The organism is Bradyrhizobium genosp. SA-3, assembly GCF_004212635.1.
Lineage (GTDB): Bacteria > Pseudomonadota > Alphaproteobacteria > Rhizobiales > Xanthobacteraceae > Bradyrhizobium.
The window spans coordinates 1-23,807 of sequence record NZ_PSRT01000028.1 but is presented as its reverse complement, the minus strand read 5'-3'; the positions used below and the strand labels follow the sequence as shown (position 1 = coordinate 23,807).

Genomic DNA, 23,807 nt, shown 5'->3' with positions numbered 1-23,807 from the left:
TTTCTTGAGCATGATCTTTCGGAAAACCGCTGCACACTTTGCGCTACGCGGCCCTTCGGGTCCGGATCATGCTCTAGCGCCAAAGAGCAAAAGCGGGGCGCAAAGATCAAAGGGAGGGAACCATGACGATCACACGACGCGCGCTCTTGGCCGCACCGGCCGTTCTCGCGATGGCGCCGGCAGCGGCGCAGGCCGGCAAGATCACGCTGGTGGTGCCGTTCCCGCCGGGCGGATCGACCGACGCCATGGCGCGGCTGTTGCAGTCCAATCTGCAAACCAAGCTTGGCCGCATCGTCGTGGTCGAGAACAAGTCAGGCGCCGCCGGCGCGCTCGGTGCGGCGCAGGTCGCCAAGAGCCCGGCGGACGGCTCGACGTTCCTGGTGACATTCGATTCCCACGCAGTGATCCCGGCCATCCTCGACAAGCCGCCGGTCGACGTCGAGCGCGAGCTGATGCCGGTCCTGCTGGTGGGCACCGCGCCTTACGTGATCGCCGCGGGCGCCGGCCGCCCTTACAAGAGCTTCGCGGACGTGGTGGCGGCCTGCAAGGCATCCCCCGGTGCGGTGAAATATGCCTCCGTCGGCATCGGCACGCTCGGCCATCTCGCCATGACCGTGCTCGGCAGCAAGGCCGGCGTCGAGATCATGCACGTGCCCTATCGTGGCGGCGGGCCGGCGATGAACGACGTGCTCGGCGGCCATGTCGATCTCATCGCGGGATCGGCGGCGCTGGTCGCAGCCCAGCTCGGCACCAACATGCTGCGGCCGATCCTGCAGCTCGGCCGCACGCGGCTGCCGGCCTTGCCGGACACGCAGACCGCGATCGAGGCGGGCTTTCCGGATTTCGAGACGCGTGCCTGGTGGGGCATCTTCGCGCCCGCAGGCACGCCACCCGACATCGTGGCTGCGATGGCGACGGCGTCCAAGGAGATCCTGAGCGAGCCCGCGACCGCCGCCCAGCTCAAGGACACGCAGCACATGACGTTGCTGCTCGAGGACGGCGCTGCCTTCAAGACCTTCTTCGACAAGCAGGTCGCCTATTGGGGCAAGGTGGTCAGGGACAACAATATCAGGGCGTAGCCGATCGCCGTTTCATGGCCCGCGCAGGGGGCGTGCGAAGCTGAGCTCATGGCCGTCGGGGTCGGTGAGATGGAAATAGCGTTCGCCCCATTCCGCATCGCGCGGCGTGGTCGACGGCTGCCATCCGGCGGCGCGCGCCTGCTCAAAGGTCGCATCGACATCGGCGACATAGAAGATGACGCGGCCCCACCAGGACCAGCGCTTGTCGTCTGGCTGTGCCGTCAGGTTGAGATAGCCGGTGCCGGCACGAAAGCTGGTAAATGCTGCGGCTTCGCCGCCATGGAGGAGCTCGAACCCTAGCGAACGGTAGAAGCGCACGGCGCGCGCCATGTCATGCGTGCCGAGCGTGATGGCGCTGATGCTTTCGATCATGTGGGCTGCTCCGCAGAAAGGGATCCGGGACGAGATTGTACAGCCGTCTCGCTTCCCTTGACGACAACCTGGCCCGCGATGCGGCTGGCGAACGGCATCCTGCTCTGCTATGAGGGGACCGAACCCGCAAGCTCCGGGTTCCGCGGTCCCGTAGCTCAGCCGGATAGAGCGGCGGTTTCCTAAACCGTAGGTCGGAAGTTCGAGTCTTCCCGGGATCGCCATAATCTCAGATACTTAACGTATTGCTCGCCAGATGCTGGGTGGGCTCGCGCGCATATTCCCTATCTCTTTGTTTCGCCCTCGTGTTCGCCTGCTGTGACCCTGCGGGTGGCAATGGCAACGCCATATCATCCGACTAGCGGGAAAATAGTGCCGGGGCTATCGTGCTCGCTCTGCGATTGAATATCTGGACGCCTGTTCATAGCGACGCAGCTCGCAATCATTTCCGCGAACTTGCTCATCATCATTCTTTTTAGAAGGTTCTGGCGGTCATCAAGCAGAAGTCAAATAGTCGCGGTGGGATCTGGCCGCGTTCATTTCTGGACGACAACGGAGAGTTCGAGCGCTGGCTGCGTTCCCAATGCAAGGTCGTCGAGCGCGACCTCGACGAAAAGCACAAAAAGATGAAGGACGACCCGTTCGTCTTCCTTCGTGCAACCTTCTTCCGCTGGGCGAGATGTATTGAAGCGCTCTGCCCGGAGTTGACGGACGCGCCGCGCGTGCCGTCCGTGGGGGACACCCATATCGAAAATTTCGGGACTTGGCGCGACGCGGAGGGACGCCTCGTCTGGGGCGTCAACGATTTCGACGAGGCCGCGAGCATTGCCTATCCCTTCGATCTCGTGCGCCTTGCGACGAGCGCTCGGCTGGCGCCAAAGGCCAAGAAAAAGAAGGCGAGGGCCATGACCCACGTCGGCAACGGTGACGCCGCAAAGGCGATTCTTGATGGTTACAAGAAGGGTCTCAAACAACCGCGGCCCTCGCTCCTGGATGAGCAGGCGAGCTGGATGCGCGCTTACGTGACATGCACCGACGACGAACGCCATGAGTTCTGGGACGAGGTGGAGAAATATCCGCGAGCGAAGCCACCGTCTGCTGTTGCCGCAGCACTCCGCAAGAAATTACCGCCCGGTGCCGCATTCGATCGCTTTGCGACGCGCGTGGCAGGTGTCGGCAGCTTGGGCCGGCCGCGATTCCTCGCCATTGCCGATTGGTGCGGCGGCCAAATCGTCAGGGAAGCTAAGGCGCTGGTGCCATCGGCCTGGGATTGGGCGCATGATCAGAAAGGCAAGCTGCGCTTCCTCGATCTCGCAAAAGGTTCGTATCGAGCTCCCGATCCACACCTCGTGCTCGAACGCCAAAATGGCTTCGTGATCCGGCGCCTTGCGCCCGACTCCCGCAAGATCAATCTCGGGGATCACGCGAACATGAGCCTGGAGCTCGATCTGCTCAACGTCATGGGATTTGACATCGGCGCCATTCACGCCGCGACGGCAGGCGCATCGACCACGATCGCCGCAGACCTGATTAAACGCGACAATGATTGGCTGCATGCTGCTGCAAAGGCCGCCGCCGCATTCGTCGAAGATGATTTCGAGGAGTGGCGCCGGCACGGTTGACCGGCGAGCGGCGGGCTCCGTTCTCGATCGTCTCCGCGCTTTGCCCGGCTGGTGCAAGATTTGCTACAAGATTTGCTATAGGCAGGACGGCGACTAAGGCCGCACGGCCGCCATCTGCAAGCCTGGCCACAATTCCGGAGACGACGATGCCTTTCGACTTGATCCTGCGCGGCGGCCGTGTGGTCGATCCGTCCCAGAAGCTCGACGCAGTGACCGACGTCGCCTTTGCCGGCGGCAAGGTCGCGGCGGTGGGCAGCGGGCTCAAGGCGGACCCGGGGACCGAGGTCCGTGACGTCTCGCAGCTCATCGTGACGCCGGGGCTGATCGATCTCCACACCCATGTCTATTGGGGCGGCACCTCGCTCGGCATCGATGCCGAGGAATTCTGCCGCCTCTCCGGCGTCACCACGGCGATCGACACCGGCAGTGCAGGGCCGGGCAATTTCGCCGGCTTCCGCAAGCATGTGATCGAGCCGAGCCAGGTCCGCATCCTTGCATACTTGCACGTCTCCCATGCCGGCATTTTCGGCTTCTCGCACCGGATCATGGTCGGCGAGAGCGAGGAGCTGCGGCTGATGAATCCGGTCGATGCCGCCAAGGTGGCCGATGCCAACCGCGACCTCATCGTCGGCATCAAGGTGCGCGTCGGCCTGCATTCGTCGGGCACGTCGGGCGTCGTGCCGCTCGACATCGCCCTGGAAGTCGCCAACGAGGTCGGCATGCCCTTGATGGCGCATATCGACCATCCGCCGCCGAGCTATGAGGAGGTGCTGGCGCGCCTGCGTCCCGGCGACGTGCTCACCCATGCGTTCCGCCCCTTCCCCAACACGCCGGCGACCGCACAGGGCACGGTGAAGAAGGCGGTGCTGGATGCGCGCGAGCGCGGCGTGCTGTTCGACATCGGCCACGGCAAGGGCTCGTTCGCGTTCAAGACCGCGCGCGCCATGCTCGCCAACGGCTTCTATCCGGACACGATCTCCTCCGACATCCACATGCTGTGCATCGACGGTCCCGCCTACGACCAGGTCACGACCATGTCGAAATTCCTGTGCATGGGCATGGAGCTGCCGGATGTGATTGCGGCCTCGACGGTGAATGCGGCGATGGCGCTGCGGCGGCCCGAGCTCGGCAGCCTCAAGCCGGGCAGCGTCGGCGACGCCACGCTGATCTCGGTCAAGCAAAGCCAGTTCGATTATGAAGACGTCGTTGGCGAGCACCTGATCGGTAACAGGAAGATCGTCTCTGAAGGCGTCGTCATCGGCGGCCGCTGGTGGCATCCGAATTGAGCGGGACTTTCGCTAAGCGCGCGATCGCGACGCGCCGGTCAGTCGCGTCCTGCCTCCATGATGGCTTTGGCGAGGCGCGCCGGATCGGAGAAGCACAGTTCGTGGCTTCCCGGCACCTGCACCAGGCGGAACAGGCCGAGCTTCTCCGACAGGCGCGGATGCCAGGAGTAGCTGTGCGGCAGCGCCGTGTCTTCGGTGCAGTTGATGTAGGATTTTGCCAGCGGCATCTCGGCCGGATTGGCCTTGAGCGCGATCTTGTCGGTGAAGGTCGCGAGCGGATGCGGATTGAGGACGTCGTAGGCGCGCTGCGCCGTCTCCAGATCGGCATCGTTGATGAAGGCCTCGCGCCAGATCGGGAAAGGCAGCACCACCGAGCCATCGCCGCGTTCGGCCGCGATCGCGTCGAACAGCCCGATATAGTGCGGTGGCACCATGTCGTTGAGGCATTCGCCGCTGTTCGGCACGAAGGCATTCCAATAGACCAGGCGGCGAATGCGTTCGGGCGCGAGGTCGGCGACGCCGGTGATGATCATGCCGCCATAGGAATGTCCGAGCAGGATGACATCCTTCAGATCGTTCTCGGCAAGATAGTCGACGATTGACTGGATCGCTTCCTTCAGCCCTGTCGTCTTGGCATCGCCCGGACGGTTGCCCTTAATCGTCGGCGTGTAGACCTGATGGCCGGCGGCGCGGATCGGTGCCGCGACGGGCTCGAACTCGGCACCGGTGTGCCAGGCGCCATGGACGAGAACGTAGGTCGACATGTTGTGGCTCCTCCCGAGGGTGTGGTTAGATCGACGCAAGATGGTCTTGGCGGGCGCAGTGTCGCCGCGCGGCCAATCTGGACCAGCAACGGATTTGTTGCTTGGCTGGGAGTGAACCGGATTGGTCTCGGAGTGAACCGATGCAGCAGATCGAGCGCGCCGTTCCGTCGCGCCAATCAGCCTGGAATACCGCCGGCATGCGGTCGGACGAGCAATTCGCCTATTATCGCGAGGCGATCTGCCAGGCCTTCATGAATCTGACGCCGGAGCCGGCGGCAGCTGCTGGTTTCCCTGCCAGCGTCGAACACATCCGCCTCGGCGATGGCGCGATCAACCGCGTCAGCTTCCCCGAACACGTGGTGCGCCGATCAGCGGCCGACATCGCGGCGTCCGACCGCAGCTGCTTCTATCTCAATCTGAAGCTGACGGGCCGTTGTCGCATCCAGCAGGGGAGTCGCGAGATCAGTCTCTCGTCCGGACAGGTCGGCATCTTCGACAGCGATCGGCAGTTTGCGCTTCTGCACGACCGCGGACCGCAGTTGTGCGTCGCCTGGTTCTGGGTGCCCGCAGAGGCCTTGCGCGAGCGGTTGCCGGCCTCATTTGACGTCGCTGCTGCGCGCGTCTCCGATGATCCCTATGTCGGCCATCTCATCGTCGAGACCGCGCGTACACTCAGCGACGGCGCGCTGCGCATGACTGAGGACGAGGGTGTGCGGCTGTTCCGGGCGCTGATCGAATTGGTCGCGGTGAGCCTGTCGCGGCGTAGCCGCGTGCACACCGCAGAAGCCGAAACTCTTGCCGACGCGACCGCATTGGCGCTGAAGCGAGCCGTTCACCAGCGGCTCCGCGAGCCTGGTCTTGCGGTGGCGGATATCGCCGAGGCCGTTGGCATCAGCGAGCGCTATGTGCACAAGCTCATGGAACGGTCGGGTTGCAGTTTTACCGATTATGTCATCGACCGTCGTCTGGAGGGCGTCGCCAGGGATCTCAACGATCCCGCAATGGCGGACCGCGCGATCGGTGCCATTGCGTTCGACTGGGGCTTCTCGGACCTCTCTCACTTCTCGCGGCGTTTCAAGCAGCGCTTCGGCTGCCGGCCGCGCGACTGGCGCACGCGATGAATGGAGCTACAGCGACATGATCATAGCGACCTTGCGATCAACAGCTTCATGATTTCGTTGGTGCCGCCGTAGATCTTCTGGATGCGGGAATCGATGAAGATGCGGGAGATCGGGTATTCCTGCATGTAGCCGTAGCCACCGAACAGCTGGAGGCATTCGTCGGCGGTCTCGACCTGCTTCTCCGAGCACCAATATTTCGCCATCGGCGCCGTGACCGTGTCGAGATCTTTGGCAATCAGGCGCTCGATGCACCAGTCGACGAAGACGCGCGCGATCATCGCCTCGGTCTTGCGCTCGGCGAGGGTGAAGGCGGTGTTCTGGAAGTCCATCAGCGGCTTGCCGAACGCTTTCCGCTCCTTGGTGTAATCGGTGGTGAGCTTGATCGCGCGCTCCATCGCGGCGACGGCGCCGACCGCGAGCGCAAGGCGCTCCTGCGGCAATTGCTGCATCAGCTGCACAAAGCCCTGTCCTTCCTCATTGCCCAGCAGGTTCTCCGGGGCGACCTGCACATTGTCGAAGAACAGTTCCGAGGTGTCGGAGGCGTGAAGGCCGATCTTGTCGAGATTGCGCCCGCGCCGATAGCCTTCGGCCCCCGCAGTCTCGACCACGATCAGCGAAATACCCTTGGCGCCCGCCTCGCCGGTGCGCGCGACCACGATGACGAGATCGGCGGCCTGGCCGTTGGTGATGAACGTTTTCTGGCCGTTGATGACGTAGGAATTGCCCTGCTTCTTCGCCGTGGTCTTCACGGCCTGCAAATCCGAGCCGGTGCCGGGCTCGGTCATGGCGATGGCGCCGACCATCTCGCCCGAGGCCATCTTCGGCAGCCAGCGCTTCTTCTGCTCCTCCGAGCCGTAATTGAGGATGTAGTGCGCGACGATGGCGCTGTGCACGGAGACGCCGGTCGTCAGCTCCGGCACCGTGCTTTCGAGGTCGTCCAGCACGGCGGCGTCATAGGCGAAGGTGGCGCCCAGCCCGCCATATGCCTCCGGCACGCTCGCCAGCAGCGCGCCCATCTCGCCGAGCCCGCGCCAGGCGAAGCGGTCGACCATCTTCTGCTCGCGCCATTTTTCGGCGTGCGGCGCCAGGTCCTTGGCAAGGTATTTCCGGAACTGGTCGCGGAAGATTTCGAGCTCTTCGGTCATCCAGGAGGAGCGGTAGGACATGGAAACCTCGATCGGTGATGTCGCGCCTTGCGACAGCCAGCGCGTCAGGCCTGCCACAACGGCCGGCACGGGCGCAAGGCTGCTCCTCTTGGTACGCCATTCGAGATCGCCGCGAATTGTGTTTTCAGGCTGCGCCCGATCTAGCCGCCATGTGCGGTCTTGCCGCCGTCGATGACGAACTGACCGCCGGTCGTGTAGGGATGATCGTCGGAGGCCAGCACGAGCGCGAACGCGGCGATCTCCTCGGGCGTTGCCACGCGCTGCAAGCCCGGAACGTTGGACTTGGCCCATTGCGCGATGCCGACGTGCCAGGCTGCATCGGGCAGATTCTCCATGCCCGCGAGCCGGCGAATCATCGGCGTGTCCGTGGTACCGGGAACCAGCGTGTTGATGCGGATGCCATGCTTTGCGTAGTCGAGTGCCGCGGCCTGGACCAGGCCGACCAGTCCGCGCTTGGCCGCCGAATAGGCCGAGCGTTTGGCTGTCGTGGCAATGGCGTTCGACGACGCCGTGACGACGATCGCGCCGCCTTTCTCCAGCATCTGAGGGATCTCATACTTCATCGACAGGAATACGCCGCGCAGGTCGGTGCTGATCACGTCGTCGAATTCGGCCGCGCTGTATTCGTGAAGGGGACGCTCGATGGAAATGCCGGCATTGTTGAAGGCGACGTCGAGCCGTCCGTAGCGTTCGATCGTCTTGTCGACCAGCGCCTTGATCTCGGCCTCGTTGCGGACGTCGGCGCGAATGAAGACCGCGTCGCCGCCGGCCTCGCGCACCTCGTTCTCCACCCGTTTGCCGCGCTCGGCGTTGCGGCCGCAGAAGGCGACCTGGCCGCCTTCGGCCGCGAACATCAACGTCGCGGCGCGGCCGATGCCGGAGGTGCCGCCCGTGACGATGACGACCTTGCCCTCGAATCGGCGCTTGCCGCTGGGCTTCTGCTGCGGCAGCGTCGCGCTCTGGCCGAGCGCCACGCCGCCGGCGAGGCCACCGACGGCGCCCGCGAGCACGCCGAGCGCGGCGCCTCCGACCAGATGACGCCGCTTTACGGGACTGCTTGCGGTGATATCCTGCATTTCGGTCATTTCGAACTCCGGGCCACTCATCTAAACAGTGTTAAGATAGATATGCCGCAATCTGAACAGTGTCAAGTTACATGAAGAAACACGCCCCCTCCGCCAAGCGCGGTGCCGGTGTGACGCGGCCAAAGCCGGAGCCCGGTTATCATCACGGTGAGTTGCAGGAGGCGTTGATCGCTGCGAGCGAAGCCATTCTCGCCGAGCAGGGTGCCGAGGGTTTCACGCTGCGCGAAGCCGCGCGCCGCGCCGGGGTTTCGCCGGCTGCCCCGTCGCATCATTTCGGCAACGCGCAGGGGCTTCTCACCGAAGTCGCGATCCGCGGTTACGAGGCGCTTGCCGGCGCCTTGCGCGAGGCGGCATCCGGCAAGCTGGGTGCGCGCGACAAGCTCCATGCCCAGGGACTTGCTTATGTCGATTTTGCGCTGACACATCCCGGCCGGTTCCAGATGATGTTTGCGAACAAGCGCCTGGTGGCAGACGATGCGCATCTGAGGCAGGCGAGCAGGGCCGCCGGTCACGCGTTCGAGATCGTCGTCGCCGAGCTGGCCGGCGGCACCGTGAAGGAGGCGAAGACAGCGGCTGCGGCGGCCTGGTCCACCGTTCACGGCTTTGCCAAGCTTGCGCTCGAGGAGAAATTCGGCTCTGTGAAGAACGAGGCCGGACGCCGCGAGATCATGATGACGCTCGACCAAGTCCTGAACTATCTATGGCCGGCGAGCGGCACGCGCCGTTGAGTGAGGGCCCCACGACGTCATGACAAGCAAGACGACCGAGCTCAAGCTCGACATCGAACACATCGGCACGGTCTCCGCAATCCTGACGCTGCCGGCCCATGCGCGCGCCTGCTACGTCCTTGCGCATGGCGCGGGTGCGGACATGCGGCATGCCTTCATGGAGAAGGTCGCGGCGGGCCTTGCGGAGCGCGGCATTGCGACATTCCGCTTCAATTTCCCCTACATGGAAGAGAAGAAGGGGCGTCCCGACCAGCCGGCCGTTGCGCACGCCGCCATCCGCGCGGCTGTCGCGGAGGCTGCCCGGCTCTGCCCCGGCATCACGCTCATCGCCGGCGGAAAATCGTTCGGCGGGCGCATGACATCACAGGCGCAGTCCAAGGCCCCATTGCCTGATGTCAAAGGGCTCGCCTTTCTCGGCTTTCCCCTGCATGCCGACAAGAAGCCATCGAGCGAGCGGGCCGAGCACCTCGCCGGCATCGCTATTCCTATGCTGTTCCTGCAAGGCACCCGCGATGGGCTTGCCGATCTGAGCTATCTCAAGCCTGTCGTCGAGAAGCTCGGCCCGAAGGCGACGCTGCATCAGGTCGAAGCCGGCGACCATTCGTTTGCGGTGCTAAAGAAGTCGGGCCGCAGCAATGATGAGGCGCTCACCGAGGTGCTGGACGCGCTCGCGGCCTGGATCGACGGCCTCGTCTGAATCTCAGGCCGAGTAAAGCCCCTTGTCGCGCGCCTTCTGGATCGCGAGCGCGGCAATCAGGTCGAGCGTCGGCGTCGACAGCCCGGCGGTGCGGGCGAAAGCGGCAGGCGCTTTCACCAGCACATCGATCTCCATGGCGCGGCCGAGCTCGTAGTCCTGCAGCAGCGACGGCTTGTGGTTGGGGGCGGGGCCGCTGCGGGTCACGCGTTTGACCTCGGGAATGAAATGCTGGGCGATGTCATTGGCCTCGTTCAGCATGCGCGGAATGACTTCAGTGAAGGCGGGGTCGTCGCGCACGCCGCGCGCGGTCTGGCCGGTGAGCAGGCACAGCACCGACAGCGACATGTTGGTCAGCAACTTTGACCAGATCGCCTCGCGGATCTCGGCCACCGGCGGCGATTCCAGCCGGGCATCGTTGAAGACGCCGCGCAGCTCGGTGATGCGCTCGCAATTGCGGTCGTCGCATTCCCCGATCAGCAGGCGGTTGCGGTCCGGCGTCAGGTTCTGCACCACGCCGGGCGCGATCACCTCGTTGGAGGAGAAGACGACGCCGCCGACGATCCGCTCCTTCGGGATGCAGGCACGCAACCGACCGCCGGGATCGAGGAAGGAAATGTCGGGCGGGGTCGGGTGCCGCGGCGGCAGGCCGATGCCGTACCACCAGGGAATGCCGTTCTGCGCGAACACGATCGCTGTGTCGTCCTGGAGCAGCGGCTTGATGCTGGAGACCAGCCCCTGAAGTGCGGTCGCCTTCAGCGTCGAGATCACGACGTCTTGCGGGCCGAGTTGGGCCGGATCGCCTGACGCGTTCACCTTGGCGCTGACCTCGGAATCACCGACGCGCAGCTTGAGACCGCCTGCGCGCGCGGCCTCCAGATGTGCGCCCCGCATCACGCACGAGACCTCATGGCCGGCGCGTGCCAGCCGGACCGCGATGTGGCTGCCGACGGCGCCCGCGCCGAAAATGCAGATGCGCATGTGATGTCCCGTCCTGATCCCTTGGTCCCATCAGGTGCCAGCATGACACAAGCCGCCATGCGATGGACGCGGCCGCCCCACGCCGGAAAGATATGGATCAGGACGCGTGCCCTCGGCCATAGTGCGCAGCAAACAAACCGACCGGAGGATCGCCGATGCCCGCCAACCCCGTCCTGTGGACATCAGAAGATGAGCGCGGCGTCGCGACCGTCACCTTGAACCGTCCCGAGGTCAACAACGCCTATGACGGCGCGCTGATCGCGGGCGTGCTCGCGGCCATGGACGATCTCGGCAACAAGCCGAACTTGCGCGTCGTCGTGCTCCGGGGCAATGGCAAGCATTTCCAGGCCGGCGCCGACCTCAAATGGATCAACGGCGTGCGGCCGCAATCGACTGAAGCGAACGAGGCGGCGTCGCGAGCGACCTTCGAGACCGTGCAGCGTCTCAACACGCTGCCGGTTCCGACGGTCGCGCTGGTGCAGGGCGGCTGCTTTGGTGGCGGCACCGGCGTGATCGCGGCCTGCGATGTCGTCATCGCGGCCGAAAACGCCCTGTTCTCGATCACCGAGGTGCGCTGGGGCCTGACGGCCGCGATCATCATTCCCCAGCTTTGCGACGCCATCGGCGTGCGCCAGGTCCGCCGGTACGCCCTGACCGGCGAGCGCTTCGGCGCCGAGGACGCCCGCCGCATCGGCCTCGTCCACGAGGTGGTGCCGCTCGCCGATCTCGAAGTCGCCGGCGCCAAGGTGGTCGAGCAGCTGCTCGCCAACGGGCCGGAGGCGATGGCCGAGACCAAGCGCCTTGCGCTGGAGAGCTCGTTCGGCGGCATGGCGGTGGACGATGCCGCCTACAAGCGCCTCGTGCAGCTGCATTCGGTCAAGCGCCAGAGCGCGGAGGCGGCGGAAGGGCTGGCCTCTTTCGCCGAGAAGCGGGCGGCGAATTGGGGCGGCGGCAAGAGTTAGGGCGTCAGCAGCCGCGGCAGATGTTGTTGATGCTGCGATAGACGGCGTCGTCGCCCTGCCGCATCTGTCGCAGCGTTTCGAGCGTCTTGCTCTCGTCGGACGGTACGGCGGGCTTGCGCTTGGCGGCGAGCTCGTCCTCCTGGCGCTTGTAACAGGCCTCGCGATCGACCTTGGCCTGGATGAAGCGGCAGTTCTGCTCCAGGGCTGCGGCGGGAGCGGCTGAGATCAGCAGGGCAGTCAGGGCGGCGAGGGTGTACTTCAAGAGCGTCGAATCCATTTGTTGAACCAAGGTGTTTGTCGTCGCCCGGCTTGACCGGGCGACCCAGTACGCCGCGGCTTCTCCGTATACGTTTGACGTCTCTGGAATACTGGATCGCCCGCTCCAGTGCGCAATTGCGCACAAGGCGGGCGATGACAGCGGTGTTTGATGGCCCTTCTCTCAGGTCCATTGTCCGAGAGCAACCGCCATCTTGTGAGGCCAGACACGGCCTACAGCGACGTCGCCAGTGACGTTTTCAGCAGCGTGAGCAGCGCTTGCACCGCAGCGGCGTTGCGGCGCCGTTCGGGAATCGCGGCCTTCACCCACAATTCCGGAATCGGAAAATCGCGCAGCACCGGCTTGAGGGTGCCGTCGCGCAAAGCATCGGCCACGAGATAATGCGACATCAGCGCGATGCCGTTGCCGGCGATGGCGCTGCGCGCCAGCACGTGCCCCTCGTTGGAGGAAAGCAGCGGGCTGACCTGGATGCTGATGCGGCCACGCGGTCCGTCGAAGACCCATTCGGGGCCGGTCGGCATGAAGCTGAGGCAGCGATGCTCGACGAGATCGCGCGGATGTTTTGGCGCGCCATGCTTCTTCAAATAGGCTGGTGAGGCGCAGAGCAGCCGCTTCAGCGGGCACAGCGGCTCGTCGACCACGCCGCCGAAGGAATGCGGGAAGGCGCCGATGGCGATGTCAAATCCTTCGGTGACGGGATCGACTGGGCGATCGATCAGAACGATCTCGAGCTTCAGCCGCGGGTTCTGGGTCTGAAAGGCACTGAAGGCATCGGCGAGCCGCGCCACAGTCAGCGAGGTCGGCGCCTTGATGCGGAGGTGGTCGACGAGATCGTGGCCCTTCTCGCCCATGCGCGAGAGCAGGTCGGTGGCGTCAGCCACGACGCCGCGCGCGCGATGCACGTAGCGCTGTCCGGCCTCGGTGAGCCGCAACTGCCGGGTCGAACGGTGAAACAGCGGCGTGCCGATCCGCGCCTCCAGCTGCGTGACGCGCTTGGCGACGACCGAGGTCGAGACATCAAGCTTTCGCGCGGCGGCGGAGAAGCCCGCCGTATCCGCCGTGGCGAGGAAGGCTTGCAGGTTCACGAGGATGTCCATGGCGACCTTTCTCGATTCGCGAAAGCTGATCGCATATTTTGGTGGATTGTAGCTCCTCGCGCGTTAATTCATAGTCGCTCCCAAGCAAGAGATTTGGGAGCGACGCGCCATGCGGGCCATGACGATCGAAGAACCGGCACGGAAAGTGCCGCTCTATGGCGAATATGAAGTCGTCGTGCTCGGCGGCGGTCCGGCCGGCATCGTCGCCGCGGCCTCGGCCGCGCGCGCGAGGCGAAAGACGCTTCTGATCGAACGCTACGGCTTCCTCGGCGGCATGGGTACGGCCGCGGGTGTCACCAATTTCTGCGGCTTGCACGGCAACGTCTACGGCGAGCACCGGCGGCTGGTGCAGGGCATGGCGTCCGAGTTGCTGGCGCGGATCGATCGGCTCAACGGTCTCAATGCGCCGCACCTGATCCTCGGCAAGGTCTTTGCGCAGGCCTATGACACCGCCGCCTACAAGATCGCGGCCGACGAATTGCTGGCAAGCCACAAGGTGCACATCATCTTCCATGCGCTCGGCGCCGGCGTGGCGATGGGCGATGACCGCCGCATCGACGCGCTGATGGTCGAGACCAAGGCCGGCCGGCAGGCGGTGCGATCTGAGATCTTCATCGACTGCTCCGGCGACGGCGATCTCGCGGTGTGGGCCGGTGCGCCGTTCGAGATCGGCGACGAGCACGGCCATCCGATGTACCCCTCGATGATGCTGCGTCTCAACGGCATCGATCCCGAGAAGGCGGGCGATGCCTGGCGCACCATTCCGCAATTGATGGAAAAGGCCATCGCGGCCGGCACCCACACATTCCCCCGCAAGAGCGCGATCGTGCGGCCGCAAAAATCCGGCATCGAATGGCGGGTGAATTTCACCCAAGTGGCGCGCGAGGACGGCCACGCCATCAACGGCATCGAGCCCGACGATCTCACCCGCGGCGAGATCGAGGGCCGCAAGCAGGCGCTCGCCGCCTACGAGTTCCTTCGTAGCACCGTGCCGGGCTTCGAAAAGTCCTACATCGTCGATCTGCCGCCGCAGCTCGGCATCCGCGAGACCCGCCGCATCAAGGGTGGCTATCAGCTCAGCGGCGAGGACGTGCTCGGCTGCGCTTCGTTCGAGGATTCCATCGGCGTCAATGGCTGGCCGATCGAGGCCCATGTGTCCGGCGACGTCGTCTTCACCTTCCCGCCGATCCCGGAGTCGCGCGGCTACAACGAGCTGCCCTATCGCATGCTGGTGCCCGAAGGCGTCGACAATCTCCTGGTCGCCGGCCGCTGCGCCTCCATGACCCATGAGGGCCAGTCGGCGGCCCGGGTCTCCGGTGCCTGTTTCGTGATGGGCGAGGCCGCCGGTTCCGCCGCGGCGCTGGCGCTCTCCGGAAACCGGATCCCGCGTGACATCCCCGTTGAAAAATTGCAGGAAACGTTGAAACAACAGGGCGCCTTCATCGGGCGGGACCAGACGGTGCCCGAGGGCCTGTAGCGGACGGCAAGAACGACCAAGAGAACCACTGGAGGAAACGGGATGATCGGGATTGCGCGGCTCGCGCTAGTGGGCCTTTTGGCGATCATGGCGATGAGCACGGCCACGGCCGAAGACGCGCTGAAGGCGAAGATCGGCGTGCTTCGTCTGTCGTCCTCCGCGCCGGTCTTCATCGCCCAGGACAAGGGCTATTTTCGCGAGGCCGGCCTCGAGGTCGAGCTGAAGTTCTTCGATGCGGCGCAGCCGATCGCGGTCGCCACCACCTCGGGTGACGTCGATTTCGGCATCACCGCGTTCACCGCAGGTCTCTACAATCTCGCCGGCAAGGGCACGCTGAAGGTGATCGGCGGCATGAGCCGCGAGAAGGCCGGCTATCCCCTGATCGGCTATTTCGCCAGCAACAACGCCTATGCCGCCGGCCTGAAGACGCCGAAGGATCTTGCCGGCAAGCGCGTGGCGGTGACGCAGGTCGGATCAAGCTTTCACTATTCGCTCGGCCTGCTCGCCGATAAATACGGCTTCAAGCTTGCGGACGTGAAGATCGTGCCGCTGCAATCGCTGTCGAATGCGGCGGCTGCGCTGAAGGGCGAGACGGTCGATGCGGCGCTGCTGCCGATCTCCACCGCACGCAAGCTGATGGACGAAGGCGGCGCAAAATTTTTGGGCTGGGTCGGCGACGAAACGCCGTGGCAGCTGGGCGCCGTGTTCGCCTCGCCCAAGACGCTGACCAACAAGGCGCTGGTGACGAAGCTGCTTGGCGCGCTCGCCAAGGCCGACCGCGAATATCACGACGTTATCCTCGCCGCGATGAAGGACGGCGTCGCCCCAATCAACGACAAGACGAAGCCGCTCTTGGAGATCATCGCCAAGTACACCAATTTGCCGGTCGAGCAGGTGGTCGGCAATTGCGCCTATATCGACCCCGACGGCAAGCTGGACGTGAAGAACGTCGACAACCAGATCAAATGGCTCCAGGAGCAGGGCTTTGCGGACAAGGGCTTTGATGCGAACGCGATCATCGCCAAGGAATTTGTGAAGGCGGATTGAATGCTGGGCGCTCCACTCTCACCCTGTCATCCCCGCGCAACGGCGAAGCCGTTGTCGCTGGAGGTGCGCGACTTGCGGCAAGCCCGCAAGTCGCGCCTCGAAGGATGCACGGCCCGGATGCCGCGGGGCCGTCGCTGATGCCAGGCCCTCAGTGTCGTCCCGGCGAAGGCCGGGACCCATACGCCGAGTGGGAGTTGTGGCGCAAAGTGGTCATTGCCTGTCTTCGCCAAATTCAATTCGGTGGCTATGGGTCCCGGCCTTCGCCGGGACGACACTGAGGCCGTAACATGGACCTGATCGCCAACCACATCTCCCACCGCTTCGGCGATCTCGCCGTGCTCGACGACGTCTCGTTCACGGTCAGTGCCGGCGAGGTGGTCGCGATCGTCGGTCCCTCCGGCTGTGGCAAGAGCACGCTGCTGTCGATCCTGGGCGGCCTGCTGCAGCCGACCTCCGGTGCGCCCGAGCTGCGCGGGACGCCGCCGGCGGACAGCCTCAATCCGCTGACCTTCGTGTTCCAGGATTTCGCGCTGCTGCCATGGGCGACGGTCGAGGAGAACGTCGAATTCCCGCTGCTGCACACGCAAACGCGGCGCCGCGCACTGGTCGACGATGCGCTGCGCCGCACGGGTCTGACCGATTTTCGCAAAACCTATCCAAAGCAGCTCTCCGGCGGCATGCGCCAGCGCGTCGGCATTTCGCGCGCGCTTGCGGTCAAGCCTGCGATCCTGCTGATGGATGAGCCGCTGTCGGCGCTGGATTCGCAGACGCGTGAGCTGTTGATGGAGGATTTCGTTAGCCTGCTCGCCGATGGCGGCATGGGCGCGGTCTACGTCACGCACAATCTCGAAGAGGCGGCGCGGCTCGCCGACCGCATCGTGGTGCTGTCGCGCCGGCCCGGGCGTATTCGCGAAGTCGTGACGGTGCCGATGACGCGCGCCGAACGCGGCGAGACCGCGGCGCGCGAAAAGCTGCTCGCGCTGCAGAACCAGATCTGGTCGCTGATCCGTAACGAGGCGATCGATGCCGAGCGCGAGGTCCAGCATGCTTGATCGCGCGGCGGCGGAAGGGACTTCGAAGGATCGAGCGACCCGGCGCGTCCGCTTCCGCGGCGCAGGCTTCGTGCCTGCGTCGAGCCGCTTCGGCGGCTGGATCGCGCTCGCGCTCGTCATCGCGATCTGGCAGGCCGCCGGCACCGTCGGCCTCGTCAATCCGCTGTTCCTGCCGGCGCCGTCGGCGATCGCGCGCGCGATCTACGAGCTCGCGATGTCAGGCGCGCTCTGGCAGCACGTTTCGGCGTCGCTGCTACGCATCGGCGTCGGCTGGCTGCTCGGGACGGCGGCCGGCGTCGCCGTCGGCTTCGCCATCGGCCTGTCGCGGCTCGCGCGCAGCGTCGGCATCACCTTCATCTCGGCGCTGTTCCCGATCCCCAAGATCGCGCTGCTGCCGCTGTTGATCCTCTGGCTCGGCATCGGCGAAGAGCCGAAGATCGCGACCATTGCGCTCGGGGTGTTCTTCTCGACCGCGATCTCGGTCTATAGCGGCGTCGATGCGGTGCCGCGCAACCTGATCCGCATGGCGCAGAGCTTCAACGTGCCGTTTGCGACCATCGTGCGCAAGGTGATCTGGCCTGGCGCGCTGCCCGCGATTCTCGCCGGCTTCCGCATCACCGCCTCGGTCGCGCTGCTGCTCGTCGTCAGCGCCGAAATGATCGGCGCGCAATACGGCATCGGCGCCTTCGTGCTCCAGGCCGGCAATCTGATGCAGACCGATCAGCTGCTCGCGGGCGTGGTGATCCTGTCGGTGTTCGGGCTCGCGGTGGGGAAGGTGATCGGCTGGCTGGAGATAAGGTTGTTGCACTGGCGGTGATTATGTCGTCCCGGCGAAGGCCGGGACCCATACCGCGTGATCTAACAAGGAACGGCGGCTCTTGTACCGACGAAGATTCACTCCGAATCTTCATCAAACTGAATTCCGTGGTTATGGGTCCCGGCCTTCGCCGGGACGACACCGAATGGGTGGCCGGCACCGCCGCTCACGCATTCCCGCGATCTTCCCGGAACAGATCCAGCTTCTGCTGCACCGGCCGGTCCGAGAAGCTGAACAGCACGGCGTCCTCGTCCGCCTCGTGCGTAACCCAATGCCAGCTCGGCACCACGAACAGATCGCGCGGGCCCCATTCGAAAACGGTGTCGCCGATCCGGCTGCGCCCCTTGCCCTCGATCGGGCAAAACACCGTCGCATCGGTCGCGCGATAACGCGCGGTCTTGAAACCCTTCGGCAAGAGCTGGATGAAGGTGCCGATGGTCGGCATCGCGAAATCGCCGGTCTCGGGATTGCTGAACTTCAGCTTCAGCCCGTGGCAGGCGTCCCATTCCTGGCTTACGCGGGCTTTCTCCAGGGCTTCGCGGGTGTAGGCATAGGGATAGCTGAAGATCGGCGAGGTCTTCGAGCTCCGTTTCACGTCCACCGGCAGCAGATTGTGGCCGTAGCGGGCAAAGCTGTCGCCGGCAGGCTTGGTGATCTTCTGCTGGTCTTCCTTGGAGCCTTCCGCAAAGGAGCAGTCGAAGAACTGCACCAGCGGGATGTCGAGACCGTCGAGCCAGAACATCGGCTGGTCAGTTTCGTTGGAATGATCGTGCCAGGTCATCGACGGCGTGATGATGAAGTCGCCCGGCTCCATCGCGGTGCGCTCGCCGTCAACGGCGGTGTGGGCGCCCTTGCCTTCGAGCACGAAGCGCAGCGCGGACTGGCTGTGGCGATGGGCGGGCGCGACGTCGCCGGGCACCACCATCTGCACGCCGGCATAGAGCGACGTCGTGATCTTGGACTGTCCGCGCAGGCCCGGGTTCTCCAGCACCAGCACGCGCCGCTCGGCTTCCTTTGCGGTGATCAGCTTGCCGGCTTCCGTCATGTAGTCGCGGATGACATCGAACTTCCAGAGATGCGGCCGGCAGGCGCTCTTCGGCTCCGGCGTGATCAAATCGCTCATCACCGTCCACAGCGCGGTGAGATTTTCGCCGTCGATCTTCCGGTAGAACGCCTCGCGTTCCGGCGTCTTGGTCACGGCTTCCATGGTTGCTGCTCCCGTTCGTTTTGTTGATTGACAGTATACTGACGATCTAGGTAGCGTCAACGTGACGGATGACAATCAAGGTCGTCATTCCGGGGCGATGCGTTAGCATTGAACCCGGAATGATTAAAAGGGAGGTCTCGATGAAGCTGCACGGCTATTTCCGCTCCAGCGCCGCCTATCGGGTGCGGATCGCGCTGAACCTGAAGGGCCTCGGTGCCGAGCATTTGCCGCATCATCTGCGCAAGGGCGAGCAGTGCGCGCCTGCCTATCTCGCCATCAATCCGCAAGGTCTGGTGCCGGCGCTGGAGAGCGATGCGGGTGTAGTGCTGACCCAATCGGTTGCGATCATTGAATGGCTCGACGAAATGCATCCCAATCCGCCGCTGCTGCCAAAGGATCCGCTGCGCCGCGCCAAGGTGCGCGCCTTCGCGCTGGCGATCGCCTGCGACACCCACCCGGTGCAGAACCTGAAGGTGCTGGCGCGGCTGCGCGAGCTAGGCCTGCCCGAGGAAAAGGTCCAGGAGTGGGCGGCGTGGGTCAACCGCGAGGGGCTGTCGGCCTGCGAGACACTGATCAAGGACGAGCCTGGGCCGTTCTGCTTCGGCGATGCGCCGACGCTTGCTGATCTCTGTCTGGTGCCGCAGCTCGCCAATGCCCGCCGCTTTGGCGTCGATGTGTCGGCCTATCCGCGCCTGCTGACGGCAGAAGCCGCCGCCAAGGCGCTAGCGGCCTTTGCCGATGCCGCCCCGGAGAAGCAGCCCGATGCCGAGTAAGCCTCTTCCTGCGATCACGATGGACGCGGTCTATGCCGCGCCGGGCTATCTGTTCCGGCGCATGCAGCAGATCGCGGTCTCGATCTTCATGGAGGAGTGCAAGGCGTTTGATCTGACGCCGGTGCAATATGCGGCGCTGATCGCGATCCACACCCATCCCGGCATCGATGCGACGCGTCTGTCGGCGGTGATCGCCTTCGACCGCTCCACGCTCGGCAGCGTGATCGAACGGCTGCAGGCCAAGGACTATATCGAGCGCAAGCCGGCGCCCGAGGACAAGCGGATCAAGCTGCTCTATTTGACCAAATCCGGCGCCGCGATCCTGCGCGAGATCATCCCCGCCGTGGAGCGGGCGCAGGCGCGCATGCTTGAGCCGCTCAAGCCCACTGAGCGCAAGGCACTGCTGGGGCTCTTGGTGCAGCTCGTCGACCTCAACAACGAGGCGTCACGGGTGCCACTGCGCGCAGAGGACGCGCTGGAGCATCTGGGGAAGGGTGGGTGAGGGCGGTGTGAGGCTGCGCTGGCGCCTCATATTCAGCCGTCGTCCCGGCCTAGTGCGCAATTGCGCACGGGGGGCCGGGACCCATTAACACGAATCTTAATTTGGCGAAGATTGGAAAGGACCACCTGACGCCACAACTACTGCTGCGGCGTATGGGTCCCGGCCCCCGTGCGCAATTGCGCACTAGGCCGGGACGACACCTAATGTGTGGCGCCATCCTCGTCCCTCACATCCGCAGCAACGCCTGCCGGTCAATCTTCCCCGTGCCCGTCTTCGGCAGCTCGTCGATGAAGATCACCTCGCGCGGATATTTGTAGGGCAATAGCTTACCCTTCACATAGTCCTGTAGCTTGCGCGTCGTCTCGCTCTGGTCGACGCTCCGGTTGTTCATCACCACCACCGCCTTCAGCGTCATGCGCCGGTCCGGCAGTTCGGCCGCGAACACCGCGCATTCGCGGATATCCGGGTGATCGGCGAGGCACAGCTCGACCTCGAGCGGATAGACCCACTGGCCGGAGATCTTGATGAGATCGTCGGCGCGGCCGCGGAAGAAGTGGAAGCCGTCGGCATCGCGGGCGAAGCGGTCGCCGGTGTAGATCCAGCCGCCCTCGCGGATGGTCTCGGCGGATTTGTCCGGCCGGTTCCAGTAGAGCGGCGTGTTGGAATCACCGCGCACCCACAAGATGCCTTCCTCGTCATCGCCGACGTCGCGGCCGTCCTTGTCGCGCAGCGCGACCTCGTAGCCGGGCACGCGCAGGCCGGCGGCGCCGAGCTTTTTCTGCTCGGGCCGGTTGGAGAGATAGATATGCAGCACCTCGGTCGAGCCGAGGCCCTCGACGATCTCGAGGCCCGTGAGCGTCTTCCAGCCGTTGAAGACTTCGGCGGAGAGCACCTCGGCCGCGGAGAGCGACATGCGCAGCGACGAGAAGTCGGTCTTCTCCGCACCTTCGGCCTTGGTCAGCGACGTGTAGAGCGTCGGCAGGCCGAAGAAGACCGTCGGCTTGTGCTGTGTGATCGCCGAAAAGATCGCTGCAGGCTTCGGCTGGCCCGGCAACAGCAGTGTTGCCGCGCCCGCCGAGAACGGGAAGGTGACGGAATTGCCAAAGCCATAGGCGAAGAATATCTTCGGTACCGAGAAGCAGATGTCGTCAGGCGTCAGCTTCAATACGCTCCGGGCAAAGGCGGCCTCGCTATAGGCCATGTCGTGCTGGAGATGGACGATACCCTTGGGCCGTCCGGTGGAGCCGGAGGAGTACATCCAGAACGCCATCTCGTCGCGATTCGTGTCCGCTTCGGCGAGTTCGGCTGGGAATTGCATGAGCCAGCTTGCCGCTGCGATCGCACCAGGCGCCGCGTGGTCGCGCGCCTCGCCATTGACGACGATCAGCGTGCGTAGATCCGTCTCCTTGCAGGCTTCCGTATTGAAGCGCGCCACGAATTCGGCATCGGCCACCGCAACTGCAGCGCCGGAATCGGCGAGATAGAATTGCAGGAGATCTGGCGGCGTCAGCGTGTTGATCAGGAGCGGCACGAAGCCGGCGCGCACCGCGCCGAAGAAGGCGGCCGGATAGGCCGGCGTGTCGTCGAGGAACAACAGCACGCGATCGCCGCGTTTGAGGCCGAGCGATGCGAGGCCGTTGCCCCAGCGGCAGGCCTCCGCGCAGAGCTCGGCATAGGTCCGCTTGCCCGCCGGACCGATCAGCGCGAGCTTGTCGCCGCGTCCTGTGTCGAGATTGTCGAACAGCACGCGGCTGGCGTTATAGATTTGCGGAACGGCAAAGCCGATCTCGCGTGCGCCCGGGCTGTCCGCCGGCACCTGGTCGTGAATCTCGTTGCTCATGCCGCTTCTCCGCCGTTCTTGACGGCTTCGTAACGCGCCATGAAGGCTGGGGACATCGCCCGCAGCCGGGAATCGTCGATGCGGCCGGACCGGGTGATGTAGCTGTACGCGAAATCCATCAGATCGAGTTTCATGTGCTCGGCAAAATGCTCGTACCAGAAGGCCGAGGTGCGGGCGGCATTGACGAGCTTCTGCACCACCGGCTTGCGCGCGGCCTGGTAGCGGTGCAGCGCGGTCGCCAAATGCGCATCCGATTCCAGCGCCTTGACCAGCGCGATGGCGTCCTCGATCGCGAGCCGCGTGCCCGAGCCGATCGAGAAATGTGCCGAGTGCAGGGCATCGCCGAGCAGCACCATGTTCTTGAACGACCAGTACTCGTTCCAGACCCAGGGAAAATTGCGCCAGACTGATTTGTTGGAGACGAGGCAATGGCCGCCAAGCGTATCGGCAAACACCTCCTCGCAAACGCCCTTGGACTGCTCGACGTCCTTGTAGGCGAAGCCATAGGCGTGCCATGTCGCGTGATCGCATTCGACCAGGAATGTGCTCATGGTGGGCGAGTAGCGGTAATGATGGGCGTTGAAGGCGCCGCGGTCGGTCTTCACGAAGGTCTGCGACAGCGTGTCGAAGCGTTTCGAGGTGCCGTACCAGACGAACTTGTTGGAGGAGTAGGACAGCGAGGTGCCGAAATCGCCCTCATAGGCCCGGCGCACCAGCGAGTTGAGCCCGTCGGCGGCGACGATGAGGTCGTGGCCGTTCAGCTGGTCGATTGCATGGATCTGGGTGTCGAAGCGCGGGGTGACGCCGGCATCAAGCGCGCGCTGCTGCAGGAACTTGAGCAGCTCGAGCCGTCCGATCGAGGAGAAGCCGACCCCGTCGATGGCGACACTGTCGCCGTGCAGGTTCAGCGTGATGTTCTCCCAGCTCTCCATATGCGGCGCGATCGCATCGACCGTTTCGGGGTCGTCGGCGCGCAGGAATTCCAGGGCCTGGTCCGAGAACACGACGCCAAAGCCCCAGGTCGCGTCGGCCGGGTTCTGTTCGAACAGGTCGACCTGATCCTCGGGGTGACGCTTCTTCCAGAGATAGGCGAAGTAGAGCCCACCGGGCCCCCCGCCAATCACGGCGATCCGCAACGTCTGCCTCCCTAATTGACAGTATACTTACTATCTAGGGGTAGACTAATGTGCTCCGGCGTCCGGCGCCAGCAGAATTATCGGCAAAGCGTGGCGCGCCGAAGCTCACTCTCGGACCGCGCGTTTGGCGCGTGTCCGAAGCAGTTTCGCGCAAGCATAGCCAAACCGCGCCGGTTTGGCCATCCGCACCGTCAGACGCAGCGCTTCACGTAGACCCCGTTCACCAGCACCCTGGTGCAGCGGACGGCCGGAACCGGCTTGCGGACCACGACGGCCGCGTTCGGCCCGGCGCAGCCGGCGCGATACACGCCGCGGGCGCAGACTACCGCATTGGCGTCGGTGGCCTCGAAGGTCATGGTCGCCGCGAAGGCGAGGAGCGCAGAAGCGACGAGCAGCAATGAACGCATGTTGTCCTCCCGGTCTGGTCGTGATCGAAATCGGATCCTTGCAAAAGGTTTGTCGTTGCAGGCGCGCGGGAATTCACTTGCGCCCGCCGCCAAACATTGCCCCCGCGCCTTGGTGCGCGATCGTGCGCCGCCTCATCTCGCTGCGAACGGGGTGAGCACGTCCTTGCACGCCGGCGACAGCGAGGCGGCATTGCTGGAGATGCATTGAACGATGCGGCCGCCGCCGGGCGCGACGCCGGCGCAGAGCGTGCGGATATCGGCGCCGCAGGCCGACCTGACGATGAACAGCTCTTCGCGCGGCCGCAGCGGGCGTAAAAC

General features: G+C 64.7%; 25 protein-coding genes and 1 tRNA gene. 14 read left to right on the top strand and 12 right to left on the bottom strand.

The annotated features are described in order from the left end of the window. The first annotated feature begins 122 nt into the window (after positions 1–122). Positions 123–1,079 (top strand): tripartite tricarboxylate transporter substrate-binding protein, encoded by a 957-nt coding sequence (locus CWO91_RS12070; RefSeq protein ID WP_130213648.1) that lies wholly within the window; start codon positions 123–125, stop codon positions 1,077–1,079. Between the two features lie 12 nt (positions 1,080–1,091). Here the strand turns inward: CWO91_RS12070 and CWO91_RS12065 are convergent, their stop codons facing one another. Then, the gene (locus CWO91_RS12065; RefSeq protein ID WP_091893529.1) at positions 1,092–1,451 is read right to left on the bottom strand and encodes a VOC family protein; all 360 of its coding nucleotides are present in this window, start codon (positions 1,449–1,451) and stop codon (positions 1,092–1,094) included. Between the two features lie 144 nt (positions 1,452–1,595). Here CWO91_RS12065 and CWO91_RS12060 point away from each other — a divergent pair. The 3 genes from CWO91_RS12060 to CWO91_RS12050 all read left to right on the top strand — a co-directional run bounded on the left by CWO91_RS12060 (position 1,596) and on the right by CWO91_RS12050 (position 4,356). Further along, positions 1,596–1,672 (top strand) — tRNA-Arg (locus tag CWO91_RS12060). 261 nt (positions 1,673–1,933) lie between these two features. Then, positions 1,934–3,070, top strand: a complete 1,137-nt coding sequence (locus CWO91_RS12055; RefSeq protein ID WP_130213647.1) for a DUF2252 family protein — start codon at positions 1,934–1,936, stop codon at positions 3,068–3,070. 146 nt (positions 3,071–3,216) lie between these two features. Beyond that, positions 3,217–4,356 carry an amidohydrolase/deacetylase family metallohydrolase gene (locus CWO91_RS12050; RefSeq protein ID WP_130213646.1) on the top strand — a complete coding sequence of 380 codons (1,140 nt, stop codon included), beginning with the start codon at positions 3,217–3,219 and terminating at the stop codon, positions 4,354–4,356. Between the two features lie 38 nt (positions 4,357–4,394). On the opposite strand, the gene CWO91_RS12045 is transcribed toward CWO91_RS12050, so the two are convergent. Beyond that, complete coding sequence (locus CWO91_RS12045; protein WP_130213645.1) at positions 4,395–5,120, bottom strand: alpha/beta fold hydrolase; 726 nt, start codon at positions 5,118–5,120, stop codon at positions 4,395–4,397. A 140-nt stretch (positions 5,121–5,260) separates the two neighbouring features. On the opposite strand from CWO91_RS12045, the gene CWO91_RS12040 reads away from it, so the two are divergent. Further along, entirely contained in the window at positions 5,261–6,241 is a 981-nt protein-coding gene (locus CWO91_RS12040; protein ID WP_130213644.1) for a helix-turn-helix domain-containing protein, read from the top strand. 20 nt (positions 6,242–6,261) lie between these two features. Here the strand turns inward: CWO91_RS12040 and CWO91_RS12035 are convergent, their stop codons facing one another. Both CWO91_RS12035 and CWO91_RS12030 read right to left on the bottom strand, forming a co-directional pair. Next, positions 6,262–7,407, bottom strand: a complete 1,146-nt coding sequence (locus tag CWO91_RS12035; RefSeq protein WP_130213682.1) for an acyl-CoA dehydrogenase family protein — start codon at positions 7,405–7,407, stop codon at positions 6,262–6,264. A 140-nt stretch (positions 7,408–7,547) separates the two neighbouring features. Continuing rightward, on the bottom strand, positions 7,548–8,492 hold the full coding sequence (locus CWO91_RS12030; RefSeq protein WP_245471221.1) for an SDR family NAD(P)-dependent oxidoreductase: 945 nt from the start codon (positions 8,490–8,492) through the stop codon (positions 7,548–7,550). A 71-nt stretch (positions 8,493–8,563) separates the two neighbouring features. Between CWO91_RS12030 and CWO91_RS12025 the strand changes: the two genes are divergently transcribed. Both CWO91_RS12025 and CWO91_RS12020 read left to right on the top strand, forming a co-directional pair. Then, positions 8,564–9,220: a TetR/AcrR family transcriptional regulator gene (locus tag CWO91_RS12025; RefSeq protein ID WP_130213643.1), complete on the top strand. Its 657-nt coding sequence runs from the start codon at positions 8,564–8,566 to the stop codon at positions 9,218–9,220. Between the two features lie 19 nt (positions 9,221–9,239). After that, a complete protein-coding gene (locus CWO91_RS12020; RefSeq protein ID WP_130213642.1) occupies positions 9,240–9,917 on the top strand; it encodes an alpha/beta hydrolase family protein in 678 nt (225 codons plus the stop codon). A 3-nt stretch (positions 9,918–9,920) separates the two neighbouring features. Here CWO91_RS12020 and CWO91_RS12015 read toward each other — a convergent pair whose 3' ends face one another. After that, complete coding sequence (locus CWO91_RS12015) at positions 9,921–10,895, bottom strand: ketopantoate reductase family protein (RefSeq protein ID WP_130213641.1); 975 nt, start codon at positions 10,893–10,895, stop codon at positions 9,921–9,923. A gap of 155 nt (positions 10,896–11,050) precedes the next feature. Between CWO91_RS12015 and CWO91_RS12010 the strand changes: the two genes are divergently transcribed. Continuing rightward, positions 11,051–11,857: an enoyl-CoA hydratase-related protein gene (locus CWO91_RS12010; RefSeq protein WP_130213640.1), complete on the top strand. Its 807-nt coding sequence runs from the start codon at positions 11,051–11,053 to the stop codon at positions 11,855–11,857. A 4-nt stretch (positions 11,858–11,861) separates the two neighbouring features. Here the strand turns inward: CWO91_RS12010 and CWO91_RS12005 are convergent, their stop codons facing one another. Together CWO91_RS12005 and CWO91_RS12000 are read right to left on the bottom strand one after the other, a co-directional pair. Continuing rightward, positions 11,862–12,134, bottom strand: a complete 273-nt coding sequence (locus CWO91_RS12005) for a hypothetical protein (protein ID WP_130213639.1) — start codon at positions 12,132–12,134, stop codon at positions 11,862–11,864. 212 nt (positions 12,135–12,346) lie between these two features. Then, positions 12,347–13,231, bottom strand: coding sequence for a LysR family transcriptional regulator (locus CWO91_RS12000; RefSeq protein WP_130213638.1), 885 nt, complete (start codon positions 13,229–13,231; stop codon positions 12,347–12,349). A 109-nt stretch (positions 13,232–13,340) separates the two neighbouring features. Here CWO91_RS12000 and CWO91_RS11995 point away from each other — a divergent pair, with 109 nt between their 5' ends. The 4 genes from CWO91_RS11995 (at position 13,341) to CWO91_RS11980 (ending at position 17,624) form a co-directional block, all read left to right on the top strand. Further along, complete coding sequence (locus CWO91_RS11995) at positions 13,341–14,708, top strand: FAD-dependent oxidoreductase (protein WP_130213637.1); 1,368 nt, start codon at positions 13,341–13,343, stop codon at positions 14,706–14,708. 42 nt (positions 14,709–14,750) lie between these two features. Next, the gene (locus CWO91_RS11990; protein ID WP_130213636.1) at positions 14,751–15,755 is read left to right on the top strand and encodes an ABC transporter substrate-binding protein; all 1,005 of its coding nucleotides are present in this window, start codon (positions 14,751–14,753) and stop codon (positions 15,753–15,755) included. Positions 15,756–16,042: 287 nt separating this feature from the next. Continuing rightward, on the top strand, positions 16,043–16,807 hold the full coding sequence (locus CWO91_RS11985; protein ID WP_130213635.1) for an ABC transporter ATP-binding protein: 765 nt from the start codon (positions 16,043–16,045) through the stop codon (positions 16,805–16,807). Beyond that, positions 16,800–17,624 carry an ABC transporter permease gene (locus CWO91_RS11980; protein ID WP_165405379.1) on the top strand — a complete coding sequence of 275 codons (825 nt, stop codon included), beginning with the start codon at positions 16,800–16,802 and terminating at the stop codon, positions 17,622–17,624. Before CWO91_RS11985 ends, CWO91_RS11980 begins: the two co-directional genes overlap by 8 nt. Positions 17,625–17,790: 166 nt before the next feature. Here CWO91_RS11980 and gtdA read toward each other — a convergent pair whose 3' ends face one another. Next, complete coding sequence (gene gtdA, locus CWO91_RS11975; RefSeq protein WP_130213633.1) at positions 17,791–18,831, bottom strand: gentisate 1,2-dioxygenase; 1,041 nt, start codon at positions 18,829–18,831, stop codon at positions 17,791–17,793. Between the two features lie 140 nt (positions 18,832–18,971). Between gtdA and maiA the strand changes: the two genes are divergently transcribed. Then, a complete protein-coding gene (maiA, locus tag CWO91_RS11970) occupies positions 18,972–19,604 on the top strand; it encodes a maleylacetoacetate isomerase (protein ID WP_130213632.1) in 633 nt (210 codons plus the stop codon). Beyond that, the gene (locus tag CWO91_RS11965) at positions 19,594–20,106 is read left to right on the top strand and encodes a MarR family winged helix-turn-helix transcriptional regulator (RefSeq protein WP_165405378.1); all 513 of its coding nucleotides are present in this window, start codon (positions 19,594–19,596) and stop codon (positions 20,104–20,106) included. Before maiA ends, CWO91_RS11965 begins: the two co-directional genes overlap by 11 nt. A gap of 226 nt (positions 20,107–20,332) precedes the next feature. Here the strand turns inward: CWO91_RS11965 and CWO91_RS11960 are convergent, their stop codons facing one another. From CWO91_RS11960 to CWO91_RS11945, 4 genes are all read right to left on the bottom strand, one after another. Further along, entirely contained in the window at positions 20,333–21,946 is a 1,614-nt protein-coding gene (locus tag CWO91_RS11960; RefSeq protein ID WP_130213630.1) for a benzoate-CoA ligase family protein, read from the bottom strand. After that, positions 21,943–23,082 (bottom strand): FAD-dependent monooxygenase, encoded by a 1,140-nt coding sequence (locus CWO91_RS11955; protein ID WP_165405377.1) that lies wholly within the window; start codon positions 23,080–23,082, stop codon positions 21,943–21,945. The genes CWO91_RS11960 and CWO91_RS11955 overlap by 4 nt, the downstream gene beginning before the upstream one ends. 191 nt (positions 23,083–23,273) lie before the next feature. After that, a complete protein-coding gene (locus CWO91_RS11950; RefSeq protein WP_018316432.1) occupies positions 23,274–23,489 on the bottom strand; it encodes a hypothetical protein in 216 nt (71 codons plus the stop codon). A gap of 132 nt (positions 23,490–23,621) precedes the next feature. Then, the coding region (locus CWO91_RS11945) for a cysteine rich repeat-containing protein (protein WP_433995555.1) at positions 23,622–23,807 on the bottom strand (186 nt) is incomplete at its 5' end.

What these genes read in the sequence shown, in the direction of transcription:
- CWO91_RS12070 (WP_130213648.1), top strand. Translation starts at nt 123, where the DNA reads ATGACGATCACACGACGCGCGCTCTTGGCCGCACCGGCCGTTCTCGCG.
- CWO91_RS12065 (WP_091893529.1), bottom strand. Translation starts at nt 1,451, where the DNA reads ATGATCGAAAGCATCAGCGCCATCACGCTCGGCACGCATGACATGGCG.
- CWO91_RS12050 (WP_130213646.1), top strand. Translation starts at nt 3,217, where the DNA reads ATGCCTTTCGACTTGATCCTGCGCGGCGGCCGTGTGGTCGATCCGTCC.
- CWO91_RS12045 (WP_130213645.1), bottom strand. Translation starts at nt 5,120, where the DNA reads ATGTCGACCTACGTTCTCGTCCATGGCGCCTGGCACACCGGTGCCGAG.
- CWO91_RS12040 (WP_130213644.1), top strand. Translation starts at nt 5,261, where the DNA reads ATGCAGCAGATCGAGCGCGCCGTTCCGTCGCGCCAATCAGCCTGGAAT.
- CWO91_RS12035 (WP_130213682.1), bottom strand. Translation starts at nt 7,407, where the DNA reads ATGTCCTACCGCTCCTCCTGGATGACCGAAGAGCTCGAAATCTTCCGC.
- CWO91_RS12030 (WP_245471221.1), bottom strand. Translation starts at nt 8,492, where the DNA reads ATGACCGAAATGCAGGATATCACCGCAAGCAGTCCCGTAAAGCGGCGT.
- CWO91_RS12025 (WP_130213643.1), top strand. Translation starts at nt 8,564, where the DNA reads ATGAAGAAACACGCCCCCTCCGCCAAGCGCGGTGCCGGTGTGACGCGG.
- CWO91_RS12020 (WP_130213642.1), top strand. Translation starts at nt 9,240, where the DNA reads ATGACAAGCAAGACGACCGAGCTCAAGCTCGACATCGAACACATCGGC.
- CWO91_RS12015 (WP_130213641.1), bottom strand. Translation starts at nt 10,895, where the DNA reads ATGCGCATCTGCATTTTCGGCGCGGGCGCCGTCGGCAGCCACATCGCG.
- CWO91_RS12010 (WP_130213640.1), top strand. Translation starts at nt 11,051, where the DNA reads ATGCCCGCCAACCCCGTCCTGTGGACATCAGAAGATGAGCGCGGCGTC.
- CWO91_RS12005 (WP_130213639.1), bottom strand. Translation starts at nt 12,134, where the DNA reads ATGGATTCGACGCTCTTGAAGTACACCCTCGCCGCCCTGACTGCCCTG.
- CWO91_RS12000 (WP_130213638.1), bottom strand. Translation starts at nt 13,231, where the DNA reads ATGGACATCCTCGTGAACCTGCAAGCCTTCCTCGCCACGGCGGATACG.
- CWO91_RS11995 (WP_130213637.1), top strand. Translation starts at nt 13,341, where the DNA reads ATGCGGGCCATGACGATCGAAGAACCGGCACGGAAAGTGCCGCTCTAT.
- CWO91_RS11990 (WP_130213636.1), top strand. Translation starts at nt 14,751, where the DNA reads ATGATCGGGATTGCGCGGCTCGCGCTAGTGGGCCTTTTGGCGATCATG.
- CWO91_RS11985 (WP_130213635.1), top strand. Translation starts at nt 16,043, where the DNA reads ATGGACCTGATCGCCAACCACATCTCCCACCGCTTCGGCGATCTCGCC.
- CWO91_RS11980 (WP_165405379.1), top strand. Translation starts at nt 16,800, where the DNA reads ATGCTTGATCGCGCGGCGGCGGAAGGGACTTCGAAGGATCGAGCGACC.
- gtdA (WP_130213633.1), bottom strand. Translation starts at nt 18,831, where the DNA reads ATGGAAGCCGTGACCAAGACGCCGGAACGCGAGGCGTTCTACCGGAAG.
- maiA (WP_130213632.1), top strand. Translation starts at nt 18,972, where the DNA reads ATGAAGCTGCACGGCTATTTCCGCTCCAGCGCCGCCTATCGGGTGCGG.
- CWO91_RS11965 (WP_165405378.1), top strand. Translation starts at nt 19,594, where the DNA reads ATGCCGAGTAAGCCTCTTCCTGCGATCACGATGGACGCGGTCTATGCC.
- CWO91_RS11960 (WP_130213630.1), bottom strand. Translation starts at nt 21,946, where the DNA reads ATGAGCAACGAGATTCACGACCAGGTGCCGGCGGACAGCCCGGGCGCA.
- CWO91_RS11950 (WP_018316432.1), bottom strand. Translation starts at nt 23,489, where the DNA reads ATGCGTTCATTGCTGCTCGTCGCTTCTGCGCTCCTCGCCTTCGCGGCG.